This window comes from Oleidesulfovibrio alaskensis DSM 16109, assembly GCF_000482745.1.
GTDB classification, from domain to species: Bacteria; Desulfobacterota; Desulfovibrionia; order Desulfovibrionales; family Desulfovibrionaceae; genus Oleidesulfovibrio; species Oleidesulfovibrio alaskensis.
Genome location: NZ_KI519494.1, coordinates 482,932 through 500,899, shown reverse-complemented (window position 1 = coordinate 500,899; position 17,968 = coordinate 482,932). Strand labels below are relative to the sequence as shown.

Annotated in this window: 15 protein-coding genes; 9 read left to right on the top strand and 6 right to left on the bottom strand. The window is 58.4% G+C overall.

The window, feature by feature from the left end:
• The first annotated feature begins 137 nt into the window (after positions 1-137).
• From selA to H586_RS19415, 5 genes are all read left to right on the top strand, one after another.
• The gene (gene selA / locus H586_RS0114340; protein ID WP_011368819.1) at positions 138-1,589 is read left to right on the top strand and encodes an L-seryl-tRNA(Sec) selenium transferase; all 1,452 of its coding nucleotides are present in this window, start codon (positions 138-140) and stop codon (positions 1,587-1,589) included.
• Between the two features lie 32 nt (positions 1,590-1,621).
• Positions 1,622-2,617: a UDP-glucuronic acid decarboxylase family protein gene (locus tag H586_RS0114335; RefSeq protein ID WP_027182399.1), complete on the top strand. Its 996-nt coding sequence runs from the start codon at positions 1,622-1,624 to the stop codon at positions 2,615-2,617.
• An 87-nt stretch (positions 2,618-2,704) separates the two neighbouring features.
• Positions 2,705-4,099: an aminopeptidase gene (locus H586_RS0114330; protein ID WP_027182398.1), complete on the top strand. Its 1,395-nt coding sequence runs from the start codon at positions 2,705-2,707 to the stop codon at positions 4,097-4,099.
• A gap of 346 nt (positions 4,100-4,445) precedes the next feature.
• Positions 4,446-5,624 carry an iron-containing alcohol dehydrogenase gene (locus H586_RS0114315; RefSeq protein ID WP_027182397.1) on the top strand — a complete coding sequence of 393 codons (1,179 nt, stop codon included), beginning with the start codon at positions 4,446-4,448 and terminating at the stop codon, positions 5,622-5,624.
• Positions 5,625-5,781: 157 nt separating this feature from the next.
• Positions 5,782-6,576, top strand: coding sequence for a substrate-binding periplasmic protein (locus tag H586_RS19415; protein WP_011368823.1), 795 nt, complete (start codon positions 5,782-5,784; stop codon positions 6,574-6,576).
• Positions 6,577-6,595: 19 nt separating this feature from the next.
• On the opposite strand, the gene H586_RS19410 is transcribed toward H586_RS19415, so the two are convergent.
• Entirely contained in the window at positions 6,596-8,005 is a 1,410-nt protein-coding gene (locus H586_RS19410; RefSeq protein ID WP_051364038.1) for a YihY/virulence factor BrkB family protein, read from the bottom strand.
• 109 nt (positions 8,006-8,114) lie between these two features.
• On the opposite strand from H586_RS19410, the gene H586_RS19405 reads away from it, so the two are divergent.
• Positions 8,115-9,170 carry a lytic murein transglycosylase gene (locus H586_RS19405; RefSeq protein WP_051364037.1) on the top strand — a complete coding sequence of 352 codons (1,056 nt, stop codon included), beginning with the start codon at positions 8,115-8,117 and terminating at the stop codon, positions 9,168-9,170.
• A gap of 303 nt (positions 9,171-9,473) precedes the next feature.
• Entirely contained in the window at positions 9,474-10,421 is a 948-nt protein-coding gene (locus H586_RS0114290; protein ID WP_011368826.1) for a chemotaxis protein, read from the top strand.
• Positions 10,422-10,488: 67 nt separating this feature from the next.
• Here H586_RS0114290 and H586_RS0114285 read toward each other — a convergent pair whose 3' ends face one another.
• The 5 genes from H586_RS0114285 to H586_RS19400 form a co-directional block, all read right to left on the bottom strand.
• Positions 10,489-11,367, bottom strand: coding sequence for an amino acid ABC transporter permease (locus H586_RS0114285; RefSeq protein WP_027182396.1), 879 nt, complete (start codon positions 11,365-11,367; stop codon positions 10,489-10,491).
• A 75-nt stretch (positions 11,368-11,442) separates the two neighbouring features.
• Positions 11,443-12,264: a transporter substrate-binding domain-containing protein gene (locus tag H586_RS0114280; protein WP_011368828.1), complete on the bottom strand. Its 822-nt coding sequence runs from the start codon at positions 12,262-12,264 to the stop codon at positions 11,443-11,445.
• Between the two features lie 11 nt (positions 12,265-12,275).
• The gene (locus H586_RS0114275; RefSeq protein WP_027182395.1) at positions 12,276-13,205 is read right to left on the bottom strand and encodes an amino acid ABC transporter permease; all 930 of its coding nucleotides are present in this window, start codon (positions 13,203-13,205) and stop codon (positions 12,276-12,278) included.
• Positions 13,206-13,220: 15 nt separating this feature from the next.
• Complete coding sequence (locus tag H586_RS0114270) at positions 13,221-13,637, bottom strand: secondary thiamine-phosphate synthase enzyme YjbQ (RefSeq protein WP_011368830.1); 417 nt, start codon at positions 13,635-13,637, stop codon at positions 13,221-13,223.
• A 174-nt stretch (positions 13,638-13,811) separates the two neighbouring features.
• Entirely contained in the window at positions 13,812-15,401 is a 1,590-nt protein-coding gene (locus H586_RS19400; protein ID WP_051364036.1) for a methyl-accepting chemotaxis protein, read from the bottom strand.
• Between the two features lie 318 nt (positions 15,402-15,719).
• Between H586_RS19400 and H586_RS0114260 the strand changes: the two genes are divergently transcribed.
• Positions 15,720-16,649 (top strand): HD-GYP domain-containing protein, encoded by a 930-nt coding sequence (locus H586_RS0114260; protein WP_158303375.1) that lies wholly within the window; start codon positions 15,720-15,722, stop codon positions 16,647-16,649.
• 228 nt (positions 16,650-16,877) lie between these two features.
• Complete coding sequence (locus H586_RS0114255; protein WP_011368833.1) at positions 16,878-17,864, top strand: HD-GYP domain-containing protein; 987 nt, start codon at positions 16,878-16,880, stop codon at positions 17,862-17,864.
• The last annotated feature ends 104 nt before the right edge of the window (positions 17,865-17,968 follow it).

Below are 17,968 nucleotides of genomic sequence, written 5' to 3'. Positions count from 1 at the left end.
TAGCCGGTCTGCGGCCGGCAAGCCCCTTGCTGTGCATACGCGGCGACCGGCTGAACCCGGACCATGCTGCGCCGTACTCCGGCAGCACAAGGCATCGCCCACCGTCGTCATGCCACCAATCAGCCAAGGAAGCGCCTGTGAACCAGCTTTTCCGCTCTCTGCCCTCTGTTGATGCCGTGCTGCACGCGCTGGCGGCCCGGCCGCAGGAAGCCGCTTCCGGTTCCCGCAGCCGGAAAGATACCCCACCCACCGGCAATGACGCAGCCAGCATGCCGCGCGCCATGCTGCGCGAGCATATCAACGCATTTCTGGATATCTGCCGCGAAGAAATCCGCGCCGGAGTGCACTCCAGTCCCGAAGCGCTTTCGCTGGATGCGCTGCTGCCGCGCCTGACCGCATATGTCGCAGCCAAAAGCAGGCCGCGTTTCCGGCGGGTTCTCAACGGCACGGGCGTGGTGGTGCACACCAATCTGGGCCGTTCGCTGCTGGCGGCAGAAGCCACACGCGCCGTCAGTCAGGCATGCGCCCACTACTCCAACCTTGAGTTCGACCTTGCCACCGGTGAACGCGGCAGCCGCTACAGCCATGTGGAAGAAATACTGAAAAGCGTGACAGGCGCAGAAGCCGGTCTGGTGGTCAACAACAATGCCGCCGCCGTACTGCTGGTGCTGGACACTCTGTGCAAAGGCAGAGAGGTCATCGTCTCACGCGGGCAGCTGGTGGAAATAGGCGGCAGTTTCCGCATTCCCGATGTGATGACCCGCAGCGGCGCCATACTGCGCGAGGTGGGCGCCACCAACCGCACGCATCTCAAAGACTATGCCGGGGCCATCAACGAAAACACGGCGGCGCTGCTCAAGGTGCATACCTCCAATTACCGCATCACGGGATTCCACAAAGAGGTGCCGCTGGAAGAACTGTGCAGTCTGGGCAGACAGCACCGGCTTCCGGTCATTGAAGATCTGGGCAGCGGTGTGTTTTATGATTTTTCCGGCCTGGGCATGGGGCACGAACCCACAGTGCAACAGGTGGTGGCTGACGGTGCCGACGTGGTCACTTTTTCGGGAGACAAAGTGCTGGGCGGCCCGCAGGCAGGCATTATAGTGGGGCGGCGTGAAATAATAGAACGCATCAAGAAAAACCCCATGAACCGCGCCCTGCGCATTGATAAAATGACACTCGCCGCGCTGGAAGCCACTTTGCGGCTGTATACAGACATGGACCGCGCCAGACGCGAAATTCCCACGCTTGCCATGATTCTGGCCACCCCGGACGAACTGGCCCGCCGCGCACGACGGCTTGCCGCCCGCCTGCGCAGAACACTGGAAGACCGCGCCACGGTAACCCTGCGCAAGGGCGCTTCACGCGTGGGCGGGGGCTCTTTTCCCGAACGCGACCTGCCCACCACACTGGCCTGCGTGCATCCGGCATCCGTTTCCGCCACCGAGCTGAAAAACCGCCTGCTGGACACCGACCCGCCGCTGGCCGGCATGCTGCTGGAAGACGCTTTCTGCCTTGACCCCAGAACCCTGACCGACGAAGAATTCAAACTGGCAGCGGGCGCGCTGGCACAGGCCCTGAACGTCTGAATATCCCCGACAGCCATCAAACGGAGAACTGCATGCAACAGGGAGAATTCAAAAATCTTGCCCGCAAGCGCATTCTGGTAACCGGCGGGGCGGGCTTCATCGGTTCGCACCTGTGCCGGGTGCTGCTCGACAGAGGTGCAGAGGTGCTGTGTGTGGACAACTATTTCACCGGCAGCCGCGACCATGTGCGCGACCTGCTGGATAACCCGCGCTTTGAGCTGCTGCGTCACGACATCACCTTTCCGCTCTACATAGAGGTGGACGAAATATACAATCTGGCCTGTCCGGCATCACCGGTGCATTACCAGTTTGACCCCGTGCAGACCACAAAGACATGCGTACACGGCAGCATCAATATGCTGGGTCTTGCCAAACGGGTCAAAGCACGCATTCTGCAGGCATCCACCAGCGAAGTGTACGGCGACCCGGAAATACACCCCCAGCAGGAAGACTACTGGGGGCGCGTGAACCCCATCGGGCCGCGGTCGTGCTACGACGAAGGCAAGCGCTGCGCAGAAACGCTTTTTATGGACTACCGGCGGCAACACGGTGTGGAAATCAAAATAGCCCGTATTTTCAACACCTACGGCCCCAACATGCACCCGAATGACGGCAGGGTTGTATCAAATTTCATCCTGCAGGCACTGCAGCACAAACCCATTACCATTTACGGCGACGGCTCGCAGACGCGGTCATTCTGCTATGTGGACGATCTGGTGTCGGGCCTGCTGCGGCTGATGCACAGCCCGGCCGATTTCTGCGGGCCGGTCAATCTGGGCAATCCCTCCGAACGTACGGTGCTTGAACTTGCCGACAAAATCATCACCCTCACCGGCTCGCGTTCCGAACTTGTATTCAAACCGCTGCCCGCAGACGACCCGCAGCGCCGCAGACCGGACATAAGCATGGCCCGCCGTCATCTGGAATGGGAACCCGCCGTGGATATAGATGAAGGACTGGCAGAAACCATCCGCTATTTTGACGCCCTGCTCACGGCGCGCAAAGCCGAGGGAGCAGATATACGCTGACCAGACGGCTGCGCGATGCCGCAGCCGCATCACAGCACAAAACCGGACTTTTTTGTGCACCCACTGAATCACCGGAGAAACATTCGCATGAACGCAAAGCTGGAACATACCCCCAAAAGCTGCTGGGAAATATACGGTACTGAAGAACACGCACAGCCCATGGACGAGCTGGCAGAACGATACATCGACTTTATATCGCGCTGCAAAACAGAGCGGGAAACCATGGAATATGTTGTGGAACGGCTGCGCAGCGCAGGATACACGCAGAACTTCGCACATGACCGCGTCTACCGCGTGTTCAAAGACAAAACCATTTTCATCGCTGCCAAAGGCCGCAACTCGATTTCGCAGGGGCTGCGGCTCATCGGGGCGCACGCCGACACGCCGCGCATCGACCTGAAACAGCACCCGCTGTACGAAGCCTGCGGCGTCGGTCAGGCAAAAACCCACTACTACGGCGGCATCCGCAAATACCAGTGGCTGTCGCGCCCGCTGGCCCTGCACGGCGTGGTGGTAAAGGAAGACGGTACCGTCGTGCGGGTCAACGTGGGCGATGACGCCGGTGACCCGGTATTCGCCATATCCGACCTGCTGCCCCATCTGGCGCAGAAACAGTCGGGCCAGACGCTCTCCGAAGCGTTTGAAGCGGAAAAAATGAATATCATCCTTGCCCACCGCCCTGTGGAAAATGCCGCAGACAGCAAAGACGCAGACACACAGCAGCCCCCCAAGGAAAAAATTAAAGCACGTATTCTTGAAATACTGCACGCCAAATACGGCATAGTGGAGGAAGACCTGTATTCTGCCGAACTGCAGGCCGTACCGGCCGGTCCCGCACGGTATGTGGGGCTGGACAGCGCGCTTATCGGCGGCTACGGGCAGGACGACCGCATATGCGTGTTTGCCGCTCTGGAAGCCCTGCTGCAGGACGGCACGCCGGAATACACCCGCTGTGTGCTGTTCTGGGACAAAGAGGAGATCGGTTCCGAAGGCTCCACCGGCGCCAAGTCGCGATTTTTTGAATACTGCATAGCCGACCTCATTGCGGCATGGCAGCCCGCGGCGCGTTTTTCCGATGTAATGCTGAACACCCGTGCCATTTCCGCCGATGTGCACGGCGCCATGGACCCCGACTGGCAGGACCTGCATGAAAAACTCAATGCGGCCATCATCGGATACGGTCCCTGCTTCTGCAAATTCACCGGACACCGCGGCAAGTACGAGGCCAACGACGCCCATCCGGAATATGTGGGCTGGCTGCGCGGGGTGCTGAATGAACAGGGCATACCATGGCAGATGGCGGAACTGGGCCGCGTTGATCTGGGCGGCGGCGGCACCGTGGCCATGTATCTTGCGGCCTACGGCATGGACATCATAGACTTCGGTCCGGCCATTCTGGGCATGCACAGCCCGTTCGAGCTGGCAAGCAAGGCCGACCTGTACGCCACGGTCAAAGCCTACGGCGCTTTTCTGATGCGCTGACACCAAGGGCGGCAGCGGAGCATCTTCCGCTGCCGCTTTTTTTTCATCTCCGCAGGCCCGTTCCCGTCCCTGTGCCCGTCACCGGACAGCTGCACGGTGCTTTGCCCGCCCCCGGACCGCCGTATCATGCGGCCGGTACAGTATAAAACAGCCTTTTCCTTGTGTCCCTGCCCTGTCAGGGGGTACACCAAAAACTGTCAGGCATACGGACAGCAGGGCCATGCCGCTATCATGGCACCGGACAACCATACCTGCTAGCCTGCTGTAAACTTGCCACACATGACAGGGCAGCCGCACGTCGCGCGGTCTGCCGCCGCACAGTAAATCCGCCGGAAGGAGTGTTATCATGATGCATTTTAATTTTCACATGCCCACACGGCTTATTTTCGGACAAGGCACCCTGCGCCGGCTGGCCGGAGAACCCCTGCCGGGCACCAGAGCACTGGTTGTGGTCAGCGCCGGTGGTTCCATGAAAAAGCTCGGGTATCTGGAACAGGTACGCTCGCTGCTGGCGCAAAACGGCTGCGAAAGCGAAGTGTATGATCGCATACAGCCAAACCCTGTCAAAGAGCATGTGATGGAAGGAGCCGCGCTGGCACGCTCGGCCCGCTGTGATTTCATCGTCGGGCTGGGAGGCGGCAGCAGCATCGATTCCGCAAAATCCATCGCCCTCATGGCCGCAAACCCCGGAGACTACTGGGACTACATGGGCGGCACCGGCGGCGGCAAAACACCGCCGGAACCGGCGCTGCCTGTCATTGCCATTCCCACCACCGCGGGTACCGGCACAGAGGCCGACCCGTGGACAGTCATCACCAACACCGCCACGCGTGAAAAAATAGGCTGGGGCAACGACTCCACGTTTCCCCGTTTTTCCATCATCGACCCCATGCTGATGCTCAGCGTACCGCCCAGCGTCACCGCCTGCACCGGCATGGACGCCTTTTTCCACGCCACAGAAGCATATCTGGCCACCTGCAACCAGCCCTCCAGCGACCTGCTGGCCCAGCAGGCCATCCATCTTATCTCGACATTTCTGCCGCAGTGCGTGCACGACGGAAGCAACCCCGAAACACGCACCATGCTTGCGTGGGCATCCACAGCCGCCGGCATCTGCGAATCACTGTCGTCGTGCATATCGCACCATTCGCTTGAGCATGCGCTTTCGGCATTTTATCCCGACATTCCGCATGGTGCCGGACTGGTCATGCTGTCCGAAGCGTACTTCAGCCATCTGGCCAGATTTGTTCCCGAAAGAATGACGCATCTGGGCTATTTCATGGGTGTAGATGTGGACAGCCTGCCCGAAGAACGTCAGCCTGAGGCATTTGTTCACGCGCTGGCAAAGCTGAAAGCCGACTGCGGGCTGGCAGAACTGAAAATGTCTGATTTCGGTGTGAAGCGCTCCGACCTGCCCGCGCTTGCCCGTAATGCACGCGAAAGCATGGGCGGACTTTTTCATGTGACGCCGGTGGAACTGGACGAAGCCGCTGTCCTTGATATTTTCGAAAAAGCCTACAGATAATCTCCGTCACCGCACCGCGGGAACGCCCTATGCGCTCCCGCGGTGCGGCCGTATCCTGTCCCGCACGGTTCACGGAGTACCGGACCGCACCTGTTTTTTAACTGCACAAAAAAATAACGTCACTGCATAGCCGGTCTGCTCATGGTACTTCTTTGCCATGACAGCAATACGCCGCGTATATATTGCGCTTATGATCACGCTGGTTGTCTGCATTCATGCGACAGCGGCCCGCAGCGCACCTCCGGAAAGCATCTCGCTGGCCACACATATCATGTGCCCGTACAGTTTTTATACTGCAGAAGGCACATTTGACGGAATGGCTGTACGGGCTGTCCGATATGCACTTGCGCGTATGAATGTGGCACTCGATCTTGTGGTCGTACCGTGGGGACGTGCACAGATGATGGTCAGGAACGGCTATTCCGACGGTTTTTTTGCCGCATCCCAGAACGAGGCACGCGACGTGTACGCCACGCATTCTGTCACCATTGCGGAACAACAGTGGGACTGGTGCATACTGAGCGAAAGCACCATGACGCCGGATATGAAAGAATTTAAAGATACGGCCTGCGTGGGTGCCTTCAACGGTTCCAACATGCTGTACTGGCTGGAATGCAACGAATACAAAGTGCTGGGTACGCCGCCGAATACCCGTCTGCTGGTGGAAATGCTGCTGGCCCGGCGCATAGACGCCATTGTGGCCAATGATCTTGTGCTTGAAAAAATAATCACCGCGGAAAATCTGTCTGACAGGCTGCGGGTGTACCCCCTCAAAAACAAACCGCTGGGGGTCTATTTTTCAAACACATTTCTGGCGGCCCACCCCGGATTTCTGGAAACCTTCAACCGGCATGTGCTGGAATACCGGAAAACGCCCGAAGCCCGGACCGCATTTGACTGCTTCACCGATCCCTGTTCGCCGTTTGCTCCGCAGCCAGAGACACCGCACTGATCTGCCGTTTCCGGCCCCGTCAGCCCCCCTGCACAACAGAACCGCGTTCAGGAGGCACAAGTTCCGCGGCAAAGCTCTCCGGCAGATGCCCGTCGTGAAACTCTTTCAGTGAAAGATTACCCGTGCTGGCTGCCGAAGCCTCGTAAAACCTGCGGAACACGGCATCCACAAATGGAAAATCTTCTGTCACCGGCGGCCTGTCGCCCGCAACTTTGTGACTGGCCAGCGCCAGCAGTATGTCCATGACACGGATTGATTCGGGCGGGGCTGTCAGCGCATAACGCGGGTCGTCGCCTTCGGTTCCCACCACCAGAGAAACGCGCTCCATGGCGGCCAGCGTATCCTGCACCAGACGCACAGGAGCACGCGCGACCATGCACAGCCTGTCCAGCGGCACAGGACCGGCCGTGGCGTAAAAAGCCCTTGTCAGCGCCAGCATGACCAGCACCGCAAGTTTATCCCGTTCTTCACGGCTGGCCGTATCGGCCCGTATTTCACTTTCAAAGGTACGGACATTCTGCACGGCAAAGCTGACCTCCGCCCCCAGCAGCACAATCACCCATGTCACGTACACCCAGATGAGAAAAAGCGGCAGCTGCGCAAAACCGCCGTAGATGGCATTGTATCTGGCCGCGCCTATCTGGTAGCCCACATAGGCTCCTTCTGCCAGAGTCCACAGCAGCCCCGCCACCAGCCCGCCCAGCAGCGCACTGCCGAAACGCACCCGCGTGTTGGGAATGAACACATAGATAAAAAACAGCATCAGAGCGATCATCAGAAACGGCACCATCTTGAGAAACGCCACATAAGCGTAGCTGACAATGCCTACATTGAGCAGCTTCTGCACCAGCGTTTCGTGCCGCAACGAAACAGAAAACGAAAAAGCCGCCGCCATGACAATGGGACAGACCAGAGTCACAGAAAAAAAGTCCGTGAACTTGCGCCACAGAGTACGGCCTCTGGCCACACCCCAGATGGAGTTGAACGCCTTTTCAATGGTGCCCATGAGCGACCCCACCGTGACGAACAGCGCAAGCAGCCCCACGGCCCCCAGCGTTTTCACATTGGTATTGTCCACATAGGCCAGAATCTGGGTCACGGTATCTTCTCTGCCTGCGGCTATGCGCATCAGCAGCACCCTGATGAACTCGGTATTCTGGATGCCCAGCCCCTTGGAAATGGAAAACGCCACCGCCAGCGTGGGCACGATGGAAAGCACCGTGGTGTAGGTAAGCGCAGAAGCGCGCAGCAGGCACTGGTCGGCCACAAATCCGTGCACCACCAGATACAGCCAGCGCAGCACACCCAGAATCCCCCTGCGCCTGCCCCGGGCTTTTTCCATATCCTGCAACCAGATATCCCGCGTGACAAAACGCACCAGCCTTCCGGCACGCTCCTGCAACTGTTCGGTTCCCATATCACGTTTCATGACGCTGCACACCGTATTTCCCTTTGCGGTACCCGTTGCGATAAAAGCGCGGGCGGCGTAGTATAGACAGTACACGACTCTATAAATCAGAATTTACAGGAATCATACAATGACTTCAATGCTCCGGGCAATCTGCTTATGTTTGCTGCTGCTGTGCGCCGCACCGCAGGCACGGGCAGGCACAGCTGCGCAACAGCAGACAAATGACGCAACACTGCTTGCCAGCGCACAGCTTTCACCCCGGCAGGAACACATGCGCACGGCGGAAACCCTGCGCGCCCAGTGCGACCCGCACAGCATAGTGGAACAGGCAGGCTGGCTGCCGCTGGCCACCCGCCTGATACGCGACGGGTTCGACGCAGAGCACATAATCATGCTGTACGCGCGCATGGGCGAATCCTATTCACCCGCCCCCATGGCACGCAAAATTTCGGCCCTCTACCGCATCAAATTTCCGCCGCCTGCACCCGCAAAATCCAAAGACACCGGAAAAAAAGCGCCCGCCCCGCCACCCGTATACCCCGGTGTGGTCACCAGCGCCAATGTAGAAAAAGCGGCCGCTTTCATGCGGCAACACAGTGCGCCGCTGCAGGCGGCCCGGCAGCGGTTCGGCATTCCGCCCGAGGTGGCCACGGGGCTGCTTTTTGTGGAAACACGGCTGGGCGCGTATCTGGGCAGCGCCGCGGCTCTGCACAATCTTTCTTCGCTGGCGGCCACCAACAGCACCGCCATAATGGCCGGCAGTCTGGGCAGTATAGACCTGAGCAAAGCCGACCGCAGAACCTGGGCGGACAAGCGCACCCGCGAAAAATCCGACTGGGCCTATGAAGAGCTTAAAGCGCTGCTCAGCTGGTCGCAGCAGCACAATCTGGACCCCGTTGCCATGCCCGGTTCGGTATACGGTGCCGTGGGTCTGTGTCAGTTCATGCCCTCCAACATTCCCCGTTTCGGGGCGGACGGCGACGGCAACGGCAAAGTGAACCTGTTCAGCGTGCCCGATGCGGTATTCAGCCTGTCGCGGTATCTTAGCGAACATGGCTGGAAAGAAGGCATCAGCCGGAAAAAACAACAGAAAGTGCTCATGCATTATAATAAAAGCACCCGCTATGCCAACACCATACTGGCCTTGGCCGATGAGCTGCGCAAACATGCGCAGGACCGGTAGGTCTGCGGCGGGCGCAGGACGGCGGCATGAAAAATAATACAAGCGGGCATGAGACAGTACAGTGTATAACTGACAATGGCGAAGACATAGCGCTAATCTGTATTGCATGCGGCGCACCGGCCCTGCTGCACGGACGCTGAACAAACCTGCGGGTGACCTGCACGGAGTGCGGGTTTGAAGCCGGAGCAGCACTGTACGAAGACCAGATAGACCGCTGGCGGCAGCACATCTGCCAGATAGCGGAATAACACCGGCACGGATCTTCCGGCGCCGTTACGTCACCTCTCCGCAACAGGGGGTAGCATGAGTTCCGAACACAATATTCTGCTGGAAGCAGGCACAAACGAGCTGGAAGTGCTGGAGCTGTTTCTGAACCATCGTACAGACACCGGCCAGCAGGCCTGCTATCTGGGAGTCAATGTGGCCAAAGTGATGCAGGTTATCGAGGCTCCGGCTCTGGATTCGCCGGAATCAGCCACCAACCCGTGTTTCATGGGCATTATTCCCCTGCGCGGCCTTACAGTGCCGGTTCTTGATCTGGGCAAATGGCTGGGGCTTGATGTGGTGCGGCACAAACACGATGTGATCATGGTCACCCAGTTCAGCGGAACCACCACCGGATTTCTGGTTTCCGGCGTGACGGATATCCACAGAGTGGGCTGGCAGTCGGTGCAGCCTCCGGGACGTTTTCTCGCGGGTATCGGGGCCGATTCTGTGGTGGGCATAGTCAAAATGGATGATAAATTCATCCAGCTGGTGGATCTTGAACACATCATCGCCGATCTGGACGCCTCCACCCGCGGGCAGGTAGGCACGGGGGTGACGGCCCCCAGACGCTACAAAGCCATAGTCAGCGATGATTCCCCCTCCATCCGCAACATGCTTGTGGCCAACCTGAAGGCCGCCAACATAGAACCCATGATAGCCACCAACGGGCAGGAAGCCCTGACCATGCTGCGCGCCGAAGCGGCAAGAGCCGAAGAGGAAAACCGCCCGCTGTCCGACTTTGTCGATATTCTCATATCCGACATTGAAATGCCGCTGATGGACGGCCTGTCGCTGACCAAGACCATCAAGCAGGACCCGCTGACCAGAAACGTGCCCGTCATCCTGTACTCGTCGCTCATCACACCGGAACTGCGGCATAAAGGCGAATCTGTGGGCGCTGACGATCAGATTTCCAAACCCGACCTTGCCAGCATGGCCCAGCGCATCATCTCGCTGCTGCAGGAAAAAGAAAGACCGGCCTGACCCCGCAGGGCGGGCTTTGTCCGGCAGCCGGCCGCAGCAGTCCCGCGGAAAAACGCACCGCGCCGTATCAGGCCCGCCAGCGCAGCCGCGCTTCCACCTTGCGCGCAAGCAGAGAGCAAAACAGCGTGAGCATCAGATACAGCAGGGCAATGGTTGTCCACACCTCGAACGTTCTGAATGTGGACGCCATGAGCTCCAGCCCCTGAAAGGTCAGTTCCTGAACAGAAATGACGGATACTATGGCCGAATCTTTGATCGTGGAGATGAACTGTCCTGCCAGCGGGGGAATGATGACCTTGAGCGCCTGAGGAAAAACAACCAGCCGCAGCATGTCAAAACGCCCGAACCCCAGCGAGGCGGAAGCCTCCCACTGCCCGCGCGGAACAGATTCCACACCGGCCCGCACGATTTCAGCTATATAGGCGCCTTCGTAAATGGCAAGAGTAAGCACGCCGGCCGTAAATGCAGACACAGCGGGCAACGGCCCCAGCAGAAACTCCACAATGCGCTGCTGCAAAGGCGAAAGGCGGTACAGAGCATCCTCCAGACCGGTGGCAGGCATCACCTGCGAACTGACAAAAAAATAAAAAATGAATACCAGCACCAGCGGCGGCAGATTGCGCACGCTCTCTACATAGGTGCGGGCCAGCATACGCCGCAGGCGGCTGCGGCTCACACGGGCCAGACCGGCCAGCGTGCCGAAGACCACGGCCAGCAGAGTGGCCCAGATGCTCAGCCGTATGGTGGTCAGCAGTCCCTGCACAAGCAGGTTAGGCACCCAGCCCGCCTGCGCGTCGTGCCGGAAAAAATACTGCCATATCACATGCCACTGCCAGTCGTATCCTGCCCCTGTCCAGATGCGCCATGCAAAAAAAGCAGGCAGCACGCAGCAGGCAGCCAGCAGCAGATAGTCAAGCAGACAGAACCGGTGTGTGTTTTTTTTCATGAAAAGGTCGGCAACGCGGCACAATACCGGCTGCCGCGGCGGAAGCCGCACAGTTTCCGCCGCGGCGCTCCGGAGTTATTTGATCCTGCTTTCCCAGTCTTTTGTTTCAAACCAGTAATGCTTGCGCTCTTTCAGCCAGCCTTCTGATTCGACCATGCGTATCCAGTTGTTGAACACATTCAGCGTGTCTATGTCGCCTTTACGCACGGCAAATCCCACAGGCTCACGGGTAAAGGTTCCTTCCACCGGCATAAAAAGCGTGTCGGGATGTTCCAGCACGGTAAAGGCAGGCAGCGGGGCGCTGGAAACCATGGCGTGGGCACGTCCGTTAAGCAGTTCCTGTACCGCCTGCGCTTCGTCATCAAACAGACGCACCTGCGCTGCAGGAAAATATTTTTTGGCCACGGAAGCTGCCGTAGTGCCTATGCGGGCCACCACAACCACGTCCTCCCGGTCAAAATCTTCCAGCCGCGAAAAGCCCGCGGCTTTCCCTTTGTGCGCCATGACGGCCATACCGGCATAATCATAGGGAATAGTGAAGTTGACGGAAATATTTCTGTCCGGCTTCACACTCATGCCGCCGATAATCACATCAAATTTGCCCGTAAGCAGCGCGGGTATGATGCCCGACCATTTGGTGGGCACAAACTGCACTTCCAGCCCGAGATCAGCTGCCAGACGTCTGGCCACATCCACCTCGAACCCGATGAACTCACCCTGCTTGTCTTTCATGGCCCACGGAACAAACGTGGAAAAACCCACCTTCAGCACGCCTCTGTCCACCGCACGGGCGATGGTGCTCTGCCGGGTAAGTTCCTGCCGCACATCGGCCCAGGCTCCGGCGGCCAGACCAAGCAGCAGCACGGCGGCAACCGCCGCAGTCAGCATCCGTTTCATACAAATCCTCCTTATGCGGCAGCCTTGCGACATGCCTTTGATCCGGTTCTCAGCCGGCACTCAAGGCGCTGTGCCAGCAGTGAAAGACTGAGCGTAACGACAAGATACATGGCAGCCACCATAAACCAGATTTCAAAAACCAGAAATGTTTCTGCAATAATGGCCTGCGCCTGCATGGTCAGGTCGTAAATGGCAATGGTGCTTACCAGCGCCGAATCTTTAACCAGTGTGACCATCTGCCCGGTAAGCGGCGGCAGCACATGTCCCAGCGCCTGCGGCAGCACAACCTTGCGGTAAGTGGCCGCGCGGGTCAGCCCCAGACTGCGTGCAGCCTCCCACTGACCGGCAGGTACAGCCTGTATGCCCGCACGGATTATTTCCGATATATAGGCGCCTTCAAACAGGCTGAGCGCGAGCACGGCGGAAAAAAACCTGTCCATGCCCGTCAGCGGGGCCACCACAAAGTACATGACAAAAAGCTGAATGAGCAGCGGCGTATTGCGGACAGTCTCAAGATAACAGACAGCAAGAGCCCGCCCCACCACAGAACGCGAAAGCCGCAGCAGCACCGCGGCAAGCCCTATGACGGCTGCCAGAACCAGGCTGACGGCCGATACCTTGAAGGTGACCAGCAGCCCCTGCAGCAACGGACCGGCATGCCATCCGCCGCGCGTGTCCGCAAGATAGCGCAGGGCACGGTGCCACTGCCAGTGGTAGCCCAGCTGTTCCGTACCGCGCAGCGTAAACCACACCACCCCGGTCATGACGGCAAGATACAGCATCATATCCACCGCCCACGGACGCCGTGCATCCGTCACCGCGCGCCAGATGCGTACCGGCAGCCGCACCCTGCATCTGCCCGTCGCAGCGGCATCGCGCGGCATGCTGCCGTCACATTCCACGGCGCGCTCCTCCGGCACGGCGGCCGGCATCGGATTCATACTGCGGCACCGGCATCACTCCCCGATAATTTTAACCAGTGCGCGTTTTTTACGGCGGCCGTCGAACTCACCGTAAAAGATGCGCTCCCACGTGCCGAAGTCGAGTCTGCCCTGTGTCACTGCCACCACTACTTCGCGTCCCATTATCTGCCGTTTCATGTGTGCATCGGCGTTGTCTTCGCCCACGTTGTGTCTGTACTGCGACACAGGCGCATGGGGTGCCAGACGCTCCAGCCATTCGTCATAATCGCTATGCAGCCCGGCTTCGTCATCATTTATGAACACGCTGGCCGTAATATGCATGGCGTTGACAAGGCACAGACCTTCACGGATGCCGCTTTCATGCAGGCAGGCTTCCACCTCTTCCGTTATATTCACAAAGGCTCTGCGCGCAGGTACTTCAAACCACAGTTCCTTTCTGTACGACTTCATCCCGCCTCCGTGCGGTTATCATTCCCAGTGTATCATCGGACCGTAGCCTACACAGCCGCTCACGGCAAGCGCGGCGGCATGTTTGTGCTCCGGTCATGCAAAAAGCCGCCCCGCATGCGGAACGGCTTTGCATACCGGCTGTTCAGAAAAAGCCGTGGAGTAACGCACAGCAGGTTACGAAGACGCCACCGTGGAAATGATGCGCTGCAGTTCACCGGCCTTTGCGGAAAGCTTGTGCACCATGCCCGCGGCTTCAGCCAGCGAACGCGCCGAATTTTCAGAAATGATGCGCACCTCGTCCACCGCCTGACTTATATGTTCGCTGGTGGAAGACTGTTCTTCGCTTGCCGTGGCGATGGCCTGCACCTGATCGGTGGTGCGGATGACCAGATCCACAATTTCGCGCAGCGAATCACCGGAAGCCGATGAAAGCTCGCGGGAACGCTGCACCGCCAGCACCGATGCTTCAACGTTCTGCACATTATTGCGGGTGCCCGCCTGTATCGAGGTAATGGCCGCGCCCACCTCTGAAGTTGCCTGCATGGTTTTTTCCGCCAGCTTGCGCACTTCATCGGCCACCACGGCAAAGCCCCGTCCGGCGTCACCGGCACGGGCGGCCTCGATGGCTGCGTTAAGCGCCAGCAGGTTGGTCTGGTCGGCAATGTCGCTGATGACCGTCATCACCTGTCCTATGCCTTCGGCCTGACGCCCCAGATCGCCCATGCTCATCTTCAGGCCTTCCGCCAGCCGCGCCACCTCGTCAATGGCGTTCATGGCTTCTTCCACCACCCCGGCCCCCTGACGGGCCTTGTCGCAGGCTATGCCCGCCTGTTCCGCAGCCGCTGAGGCACTGCGCGCCACATCCAGCACCGCGACGTTCATCTGCTCCATGGCAGACGCGCTTTCCACCGTCCGTTCCGTCTGTGTCTCTGCATCTCTGGCAGACTGCATTATCAGCTGGTCCACGCTTCCGGCAATTTCACTCACGGTAAGCGAAACCGTTTCAGACGATTTCACTGCGGCGGCGATACTCTCATTCTTGGAGACTATCTCCGCCTCGCGCGCACGCAGGTCTGTCAGATCCTGATAGATGCACAATGCGCCCATAAGCCCGCCCGACAGGTCAAACAGCGGCGAGGCATGAATCTGAATGCGCCGCGTGTTGCCCTTACGCGTGGTCAGATCCACCTCGCGGCTGGTCACGGTATGATGCTCCAGACTGTCGCGGAGCACTGTTCTGCGCGATGCATCGCCGTAAAAAAACAACGCCACGTTCTGCCCGTAGTGGTCTTCCGGCTTTCCGGTCTGCTCCAGCAGACTGATGAGCGACGGGTTTGTGTAGGTCAGCACCTCATCGTTATCCACCACCACAAAGGGAGTATCGATACCTTTGAGAACGCCCTGTGCAAATCCCAGATTGTACTTGAGCCGTGAAAGCAGCGAATCAAGTGCAAGACGCATTTCAGCCAGCTCGTCGCCTCCGTCACAGGCAAAGCAGACGCTGTAATCGCCGTCCAGAATTTTTTCCACACGCTGCTGTATTTCCGCCACGGGACGCGTAACCTTGCGCACCAGCACCACAGCCAGCGGCACCACGACAAGACAGTACGCCGCAACAGTGCTCACCGCCCCCCACAGCAGCAGGCCGCGCACATCGCCGGACGGGGCAGAGGCATACTGCCACCCCGCAACACACAGCGGCACAGCCAGTCCGGCAGCTGCGGTCAGCAGAGCCAGCGCCTTAACCGAAATCTTAGAAAACATTACCAGGCCTCCCTTCACCGGTGCACGCCGCTGATTTTTCCCGAAATGAGAGGTGCACCCGCTTTTGTAACCATATCGTCAGATATCTGTAACGCGTTACCCCGCACAACGCCAGTTTTCCGGTTTTCCGGAAACCTGTATCCGCACAGTCTGTATAGCCGACTGCAACATACGGCCATCTCACAATTTTAACTTTTCTTCATAATCCGGTTACTGTATAAACACTGCGTCATGCAATCCACAGCCAGCCACACAAAAGCGCCCGGAAAATCACACCCGGTTGTCACCGAAGATCAATACTTCAGTGTCTCTCCTCTTATGCTTCTTGCAGACAACGCCGCACTGTTCAGTGTTTATCTGCGACAGGGCAACAACTTTGTATTGTACACACACGCCGGTGAAATGTTCACACACCGGCACAAACAACGGCTGGCCGAAAACGGTGTTACGGAAGTATGGCTGAAAGAAAGCCAGCGCCATGCATACACGGCACATGTGGAACAGCATCTCGGCAATGTGCTTGCAGACGATTCACTGCCCGCAGAAGCACGGGCCGGTGCCCTGTACGGCATAGCCTCCGACGCACTGCAGGATGTGTTTGCACAGCACGGCGCCGGAGCATTGCCGGCGGACACCGCCCGGCGGGCCCGGCAACTTGTGGAGCATATCATCTCCTTTCTCAAAGTGCCCAACGGTATAACGGCGCTGGGCAGATTCATCGCCCATGATTATCACTCGTGGACACACAGCCTGAACACCACGTTCTACACGCTGGGCATTCTGCAGTCTTACGGGCTGCCCGATGAAAGCATGGCACATATAGGTCTTGGCGCCATGCTGCACGACATCGGCAAAGCCGAGATACCTTCTTCTATACTGCTGAAGCCCGGCCCTCTCACCGCTTCCGAACGACAATGCATCAACACGCATCCGCTTATGGGAGTTGCGCGGCTGGCACAGACCGAACTGCCGCAGACAACACTCAACTGCATCCTCTTTCATCATGAAAAACTGGACGGCTCGGGGTATCCTTCAGGAATCGGCGGTACGGCCATTCCGCTTGCAGTCCGCGCAGTGACCGTTGCAGACATATACGACGCGCTCGCATCTGAAAGACCCTATGCCGCGGCCCGTCCGCCCTTTGCGGTGCTGCAGCTGATGCGCGGAGAAATGGCTGATGAACTGGACATGGATGTTTTCAAAAACTTTGTTCTCATGCTGAGCAATGCCGGTCTGACTAAAACATAAGAGCCGCTGCAATATGTTGTCTGTCTTTTTGCAGCTGATGCTATTGACATAACACCACTATAATTTCTAGAGTTCTTCTAGTAACATTTTTGCGGACCGTCCGCCCCGTCCCTTGCCGGACGGCCAGCACCGAGCGAATCGGTTTCCTGAGCCCTACAAGACCGTCATAATTGTGTTTTTACTCAGTATCGGCATCTTTTGCTGTAGCTAAAGGCCTATGAAACAAATATGACCCAGGCACAGACGGCCTCATTGCACTCTGCCGAAGAATTCATGCCTGTTCCCTGCGCCATGCTGCGCACGGACATGCTGGGTCAGTTCGGCCTCTACATCCGGCAGGGCGGAAACCACGTTCTGTACACAAAGGCCGGCGAACGCTTTACCGAACGACACAGGCGCATACTGAGCGCCAACGGTGTGGAGCAGGTCTACATACGCACCCGGCGCAAACCGGAATATAAAGAGCATGTGGCCCGTTATCTGGGCGACGTGCTGGCAGACGAAAGCATACCCCTGCCCGCGCGGGCCCGCATATTTTACGAAACATCCACCGAAATAGTGCAGGAAGTCTTTGCCACCAGACTTCCGCCCACGCTGGCGCGCGACAGTTTTGACCGCATTCTGCAGTTTGTCACAGAGGGCATCGGCTTTCTGACCCTTGAAAATTCCATGGGCACCATTGCCTCGCTCATTGCGCACGACTACTCCACCTACACGCACTCCATTCATGTTTTTGTGTATTCGCAGGCCATTCTGCAGACATACGGATTTGATGAAGAAAGTCTGATACAGTTCGGGCTGGGCGCCATGCTGCATGATATCGGCAAAACCGCTGTGCAGGACTGCATACTGACCAAGCCGGGCCCCCTTACCGAAGCTGAGCGGCGCAGCGTGAACCTGCACCCGCTGACCGGCGTAGGACTGTGCACCCGCATGCCGCTTTCGCAGGACGCCCTGCACTGCATCCTGTTTCATCATGAAAAACTGGACGGTTCGGGATATCCCTGCGGGCTGACTGACCCGCAGATTCCCCTGCCCGTACGGGCCATCACCATAGCAGATATCTACGACGCTCTCACTTCGCACCGGCCCTATGCGGAAGCCCGCAACCCTTTTGCCGTTCTGCGCCTGATGCGCGAAGAAATGCACAGTCAGATAGATATGGACGTGTTCAAACGGTTTGTGGTCATTCTCAGCGGAGCCAGTGTCATCTGACGCGTGCACACCCCGCACAACCGGATTATTGCGCCCGCGGCCTGTGCAGCAGGCTTTTTTTTATCGACACCGGAAAAGCGCGCCACATCAGCCGTAAGGCGTTA

What these genes read in the sequence shown, in the direction of transcription:
- H586_RS0114335 (WP_027182399.1), top strand. Translation starts at nt 1,622, where the DNA reads ATGCAACAGGGAGAATTCAAAAATCTTGCCCGCAAGCGCATTCTGGTA.
- H586_RS0114330 (WP_027182398.1), top strand. Translation starts at nt 2,705, where the DNA reads ATGAACGCAAAGCTGGAACATACCCCCAAAAGCTGCTGGGAAATATAC.
- H586_RS0114315 (WP_027182397.1), top strand. Translation starts at nt 4,446, where the DNA reads ATGATGCATTTTAATTTTCACATGCCCACACGGCTTATTTTCGGACAA.
- H586_RS19415 (WP_011368823.1), top strand. Translation starts at nt 5,782, where the DNA reads ATGACAGCAATACGCCGCGTATATATTGCGCTTATGATCACGCTGGTT.
- H586_RS19410 (WP_051364038.1), bottom strand. Translation starts at nt 8,005, where the DNA reads ATGAAACGTGATATGGGAACCGAACAGTTGCAGGAGCGTGCCGGAAGG.
- H586_RS19405 (WP_051364037.1), top strand. Translation starts at nt 8,115, where the DNA reads ATGACTTCAATGCTCCGGGCAATCTGCTTATGTTTGCTGCTGCTGTGC.
- H586_RS0114290 (WP_011368826.1), top strand. Translation starts at nt 9,474, where the DNA reads ATGAGTTCCGAACACAATATTCTGCTGGAAGCAGGCACAAACGAGCTG.
- H586_RS0114285 (WP_027182396.1), bottom strand. Translation starts at nt 11,367, where the DNA reads ATGAAAAAAAACACACACCGGTTCTGTCTGCTTGACTATCTGCTGCTG.
- H586_RS0114280 (WP_011368828.1), bottom strand. Translation starts at nt 12,264, where the DNA reads ATGAAACGGATGCTGACTGCGGCGGTTGCCGCCGTGCTGCTGCTTGGT.
- H586_RS0114275 (WP_027182395.1), bottom strand. Translation starts at nt 13,205, where the DNA reads ATGAATCCGATGCCGGCCGCCGTGCCGGAGGAGCGCGCCGTGGAATGT.
- H586_RS0114270 (WP_011368830.1), bottom strand. Translation starts at nt 13,637, where the DNA reads ATGAAGTCGTACAGAAAGGAACTGTGGTTTGAAGTACCTGCGCGCAGA.
- H586_RS19400 (WP_051364036.1), bottom strand. Translation starts at nt 15,401, where the DNA reads ATGTTTTCTAAGATTTCGGTTAAGGCGCTGGCTCTGCTGACCGCAGCT.
- H586_RS0114260 (WP_158303375.1), top strand. Translation starts at nt 15,720, where the DNA reads ATGCTTCTTGCAGACAACGCCGCACTGTTCAGTGTTTATCTGCGACAG.
- H586_RS0114255 (WP_011368833.1), top strand. Translation starts at nt 16,878, where the DNA reads ATGACCCAGGCACAGACGGCCTCATTGCACTCTGCCGAAGAATTCATG.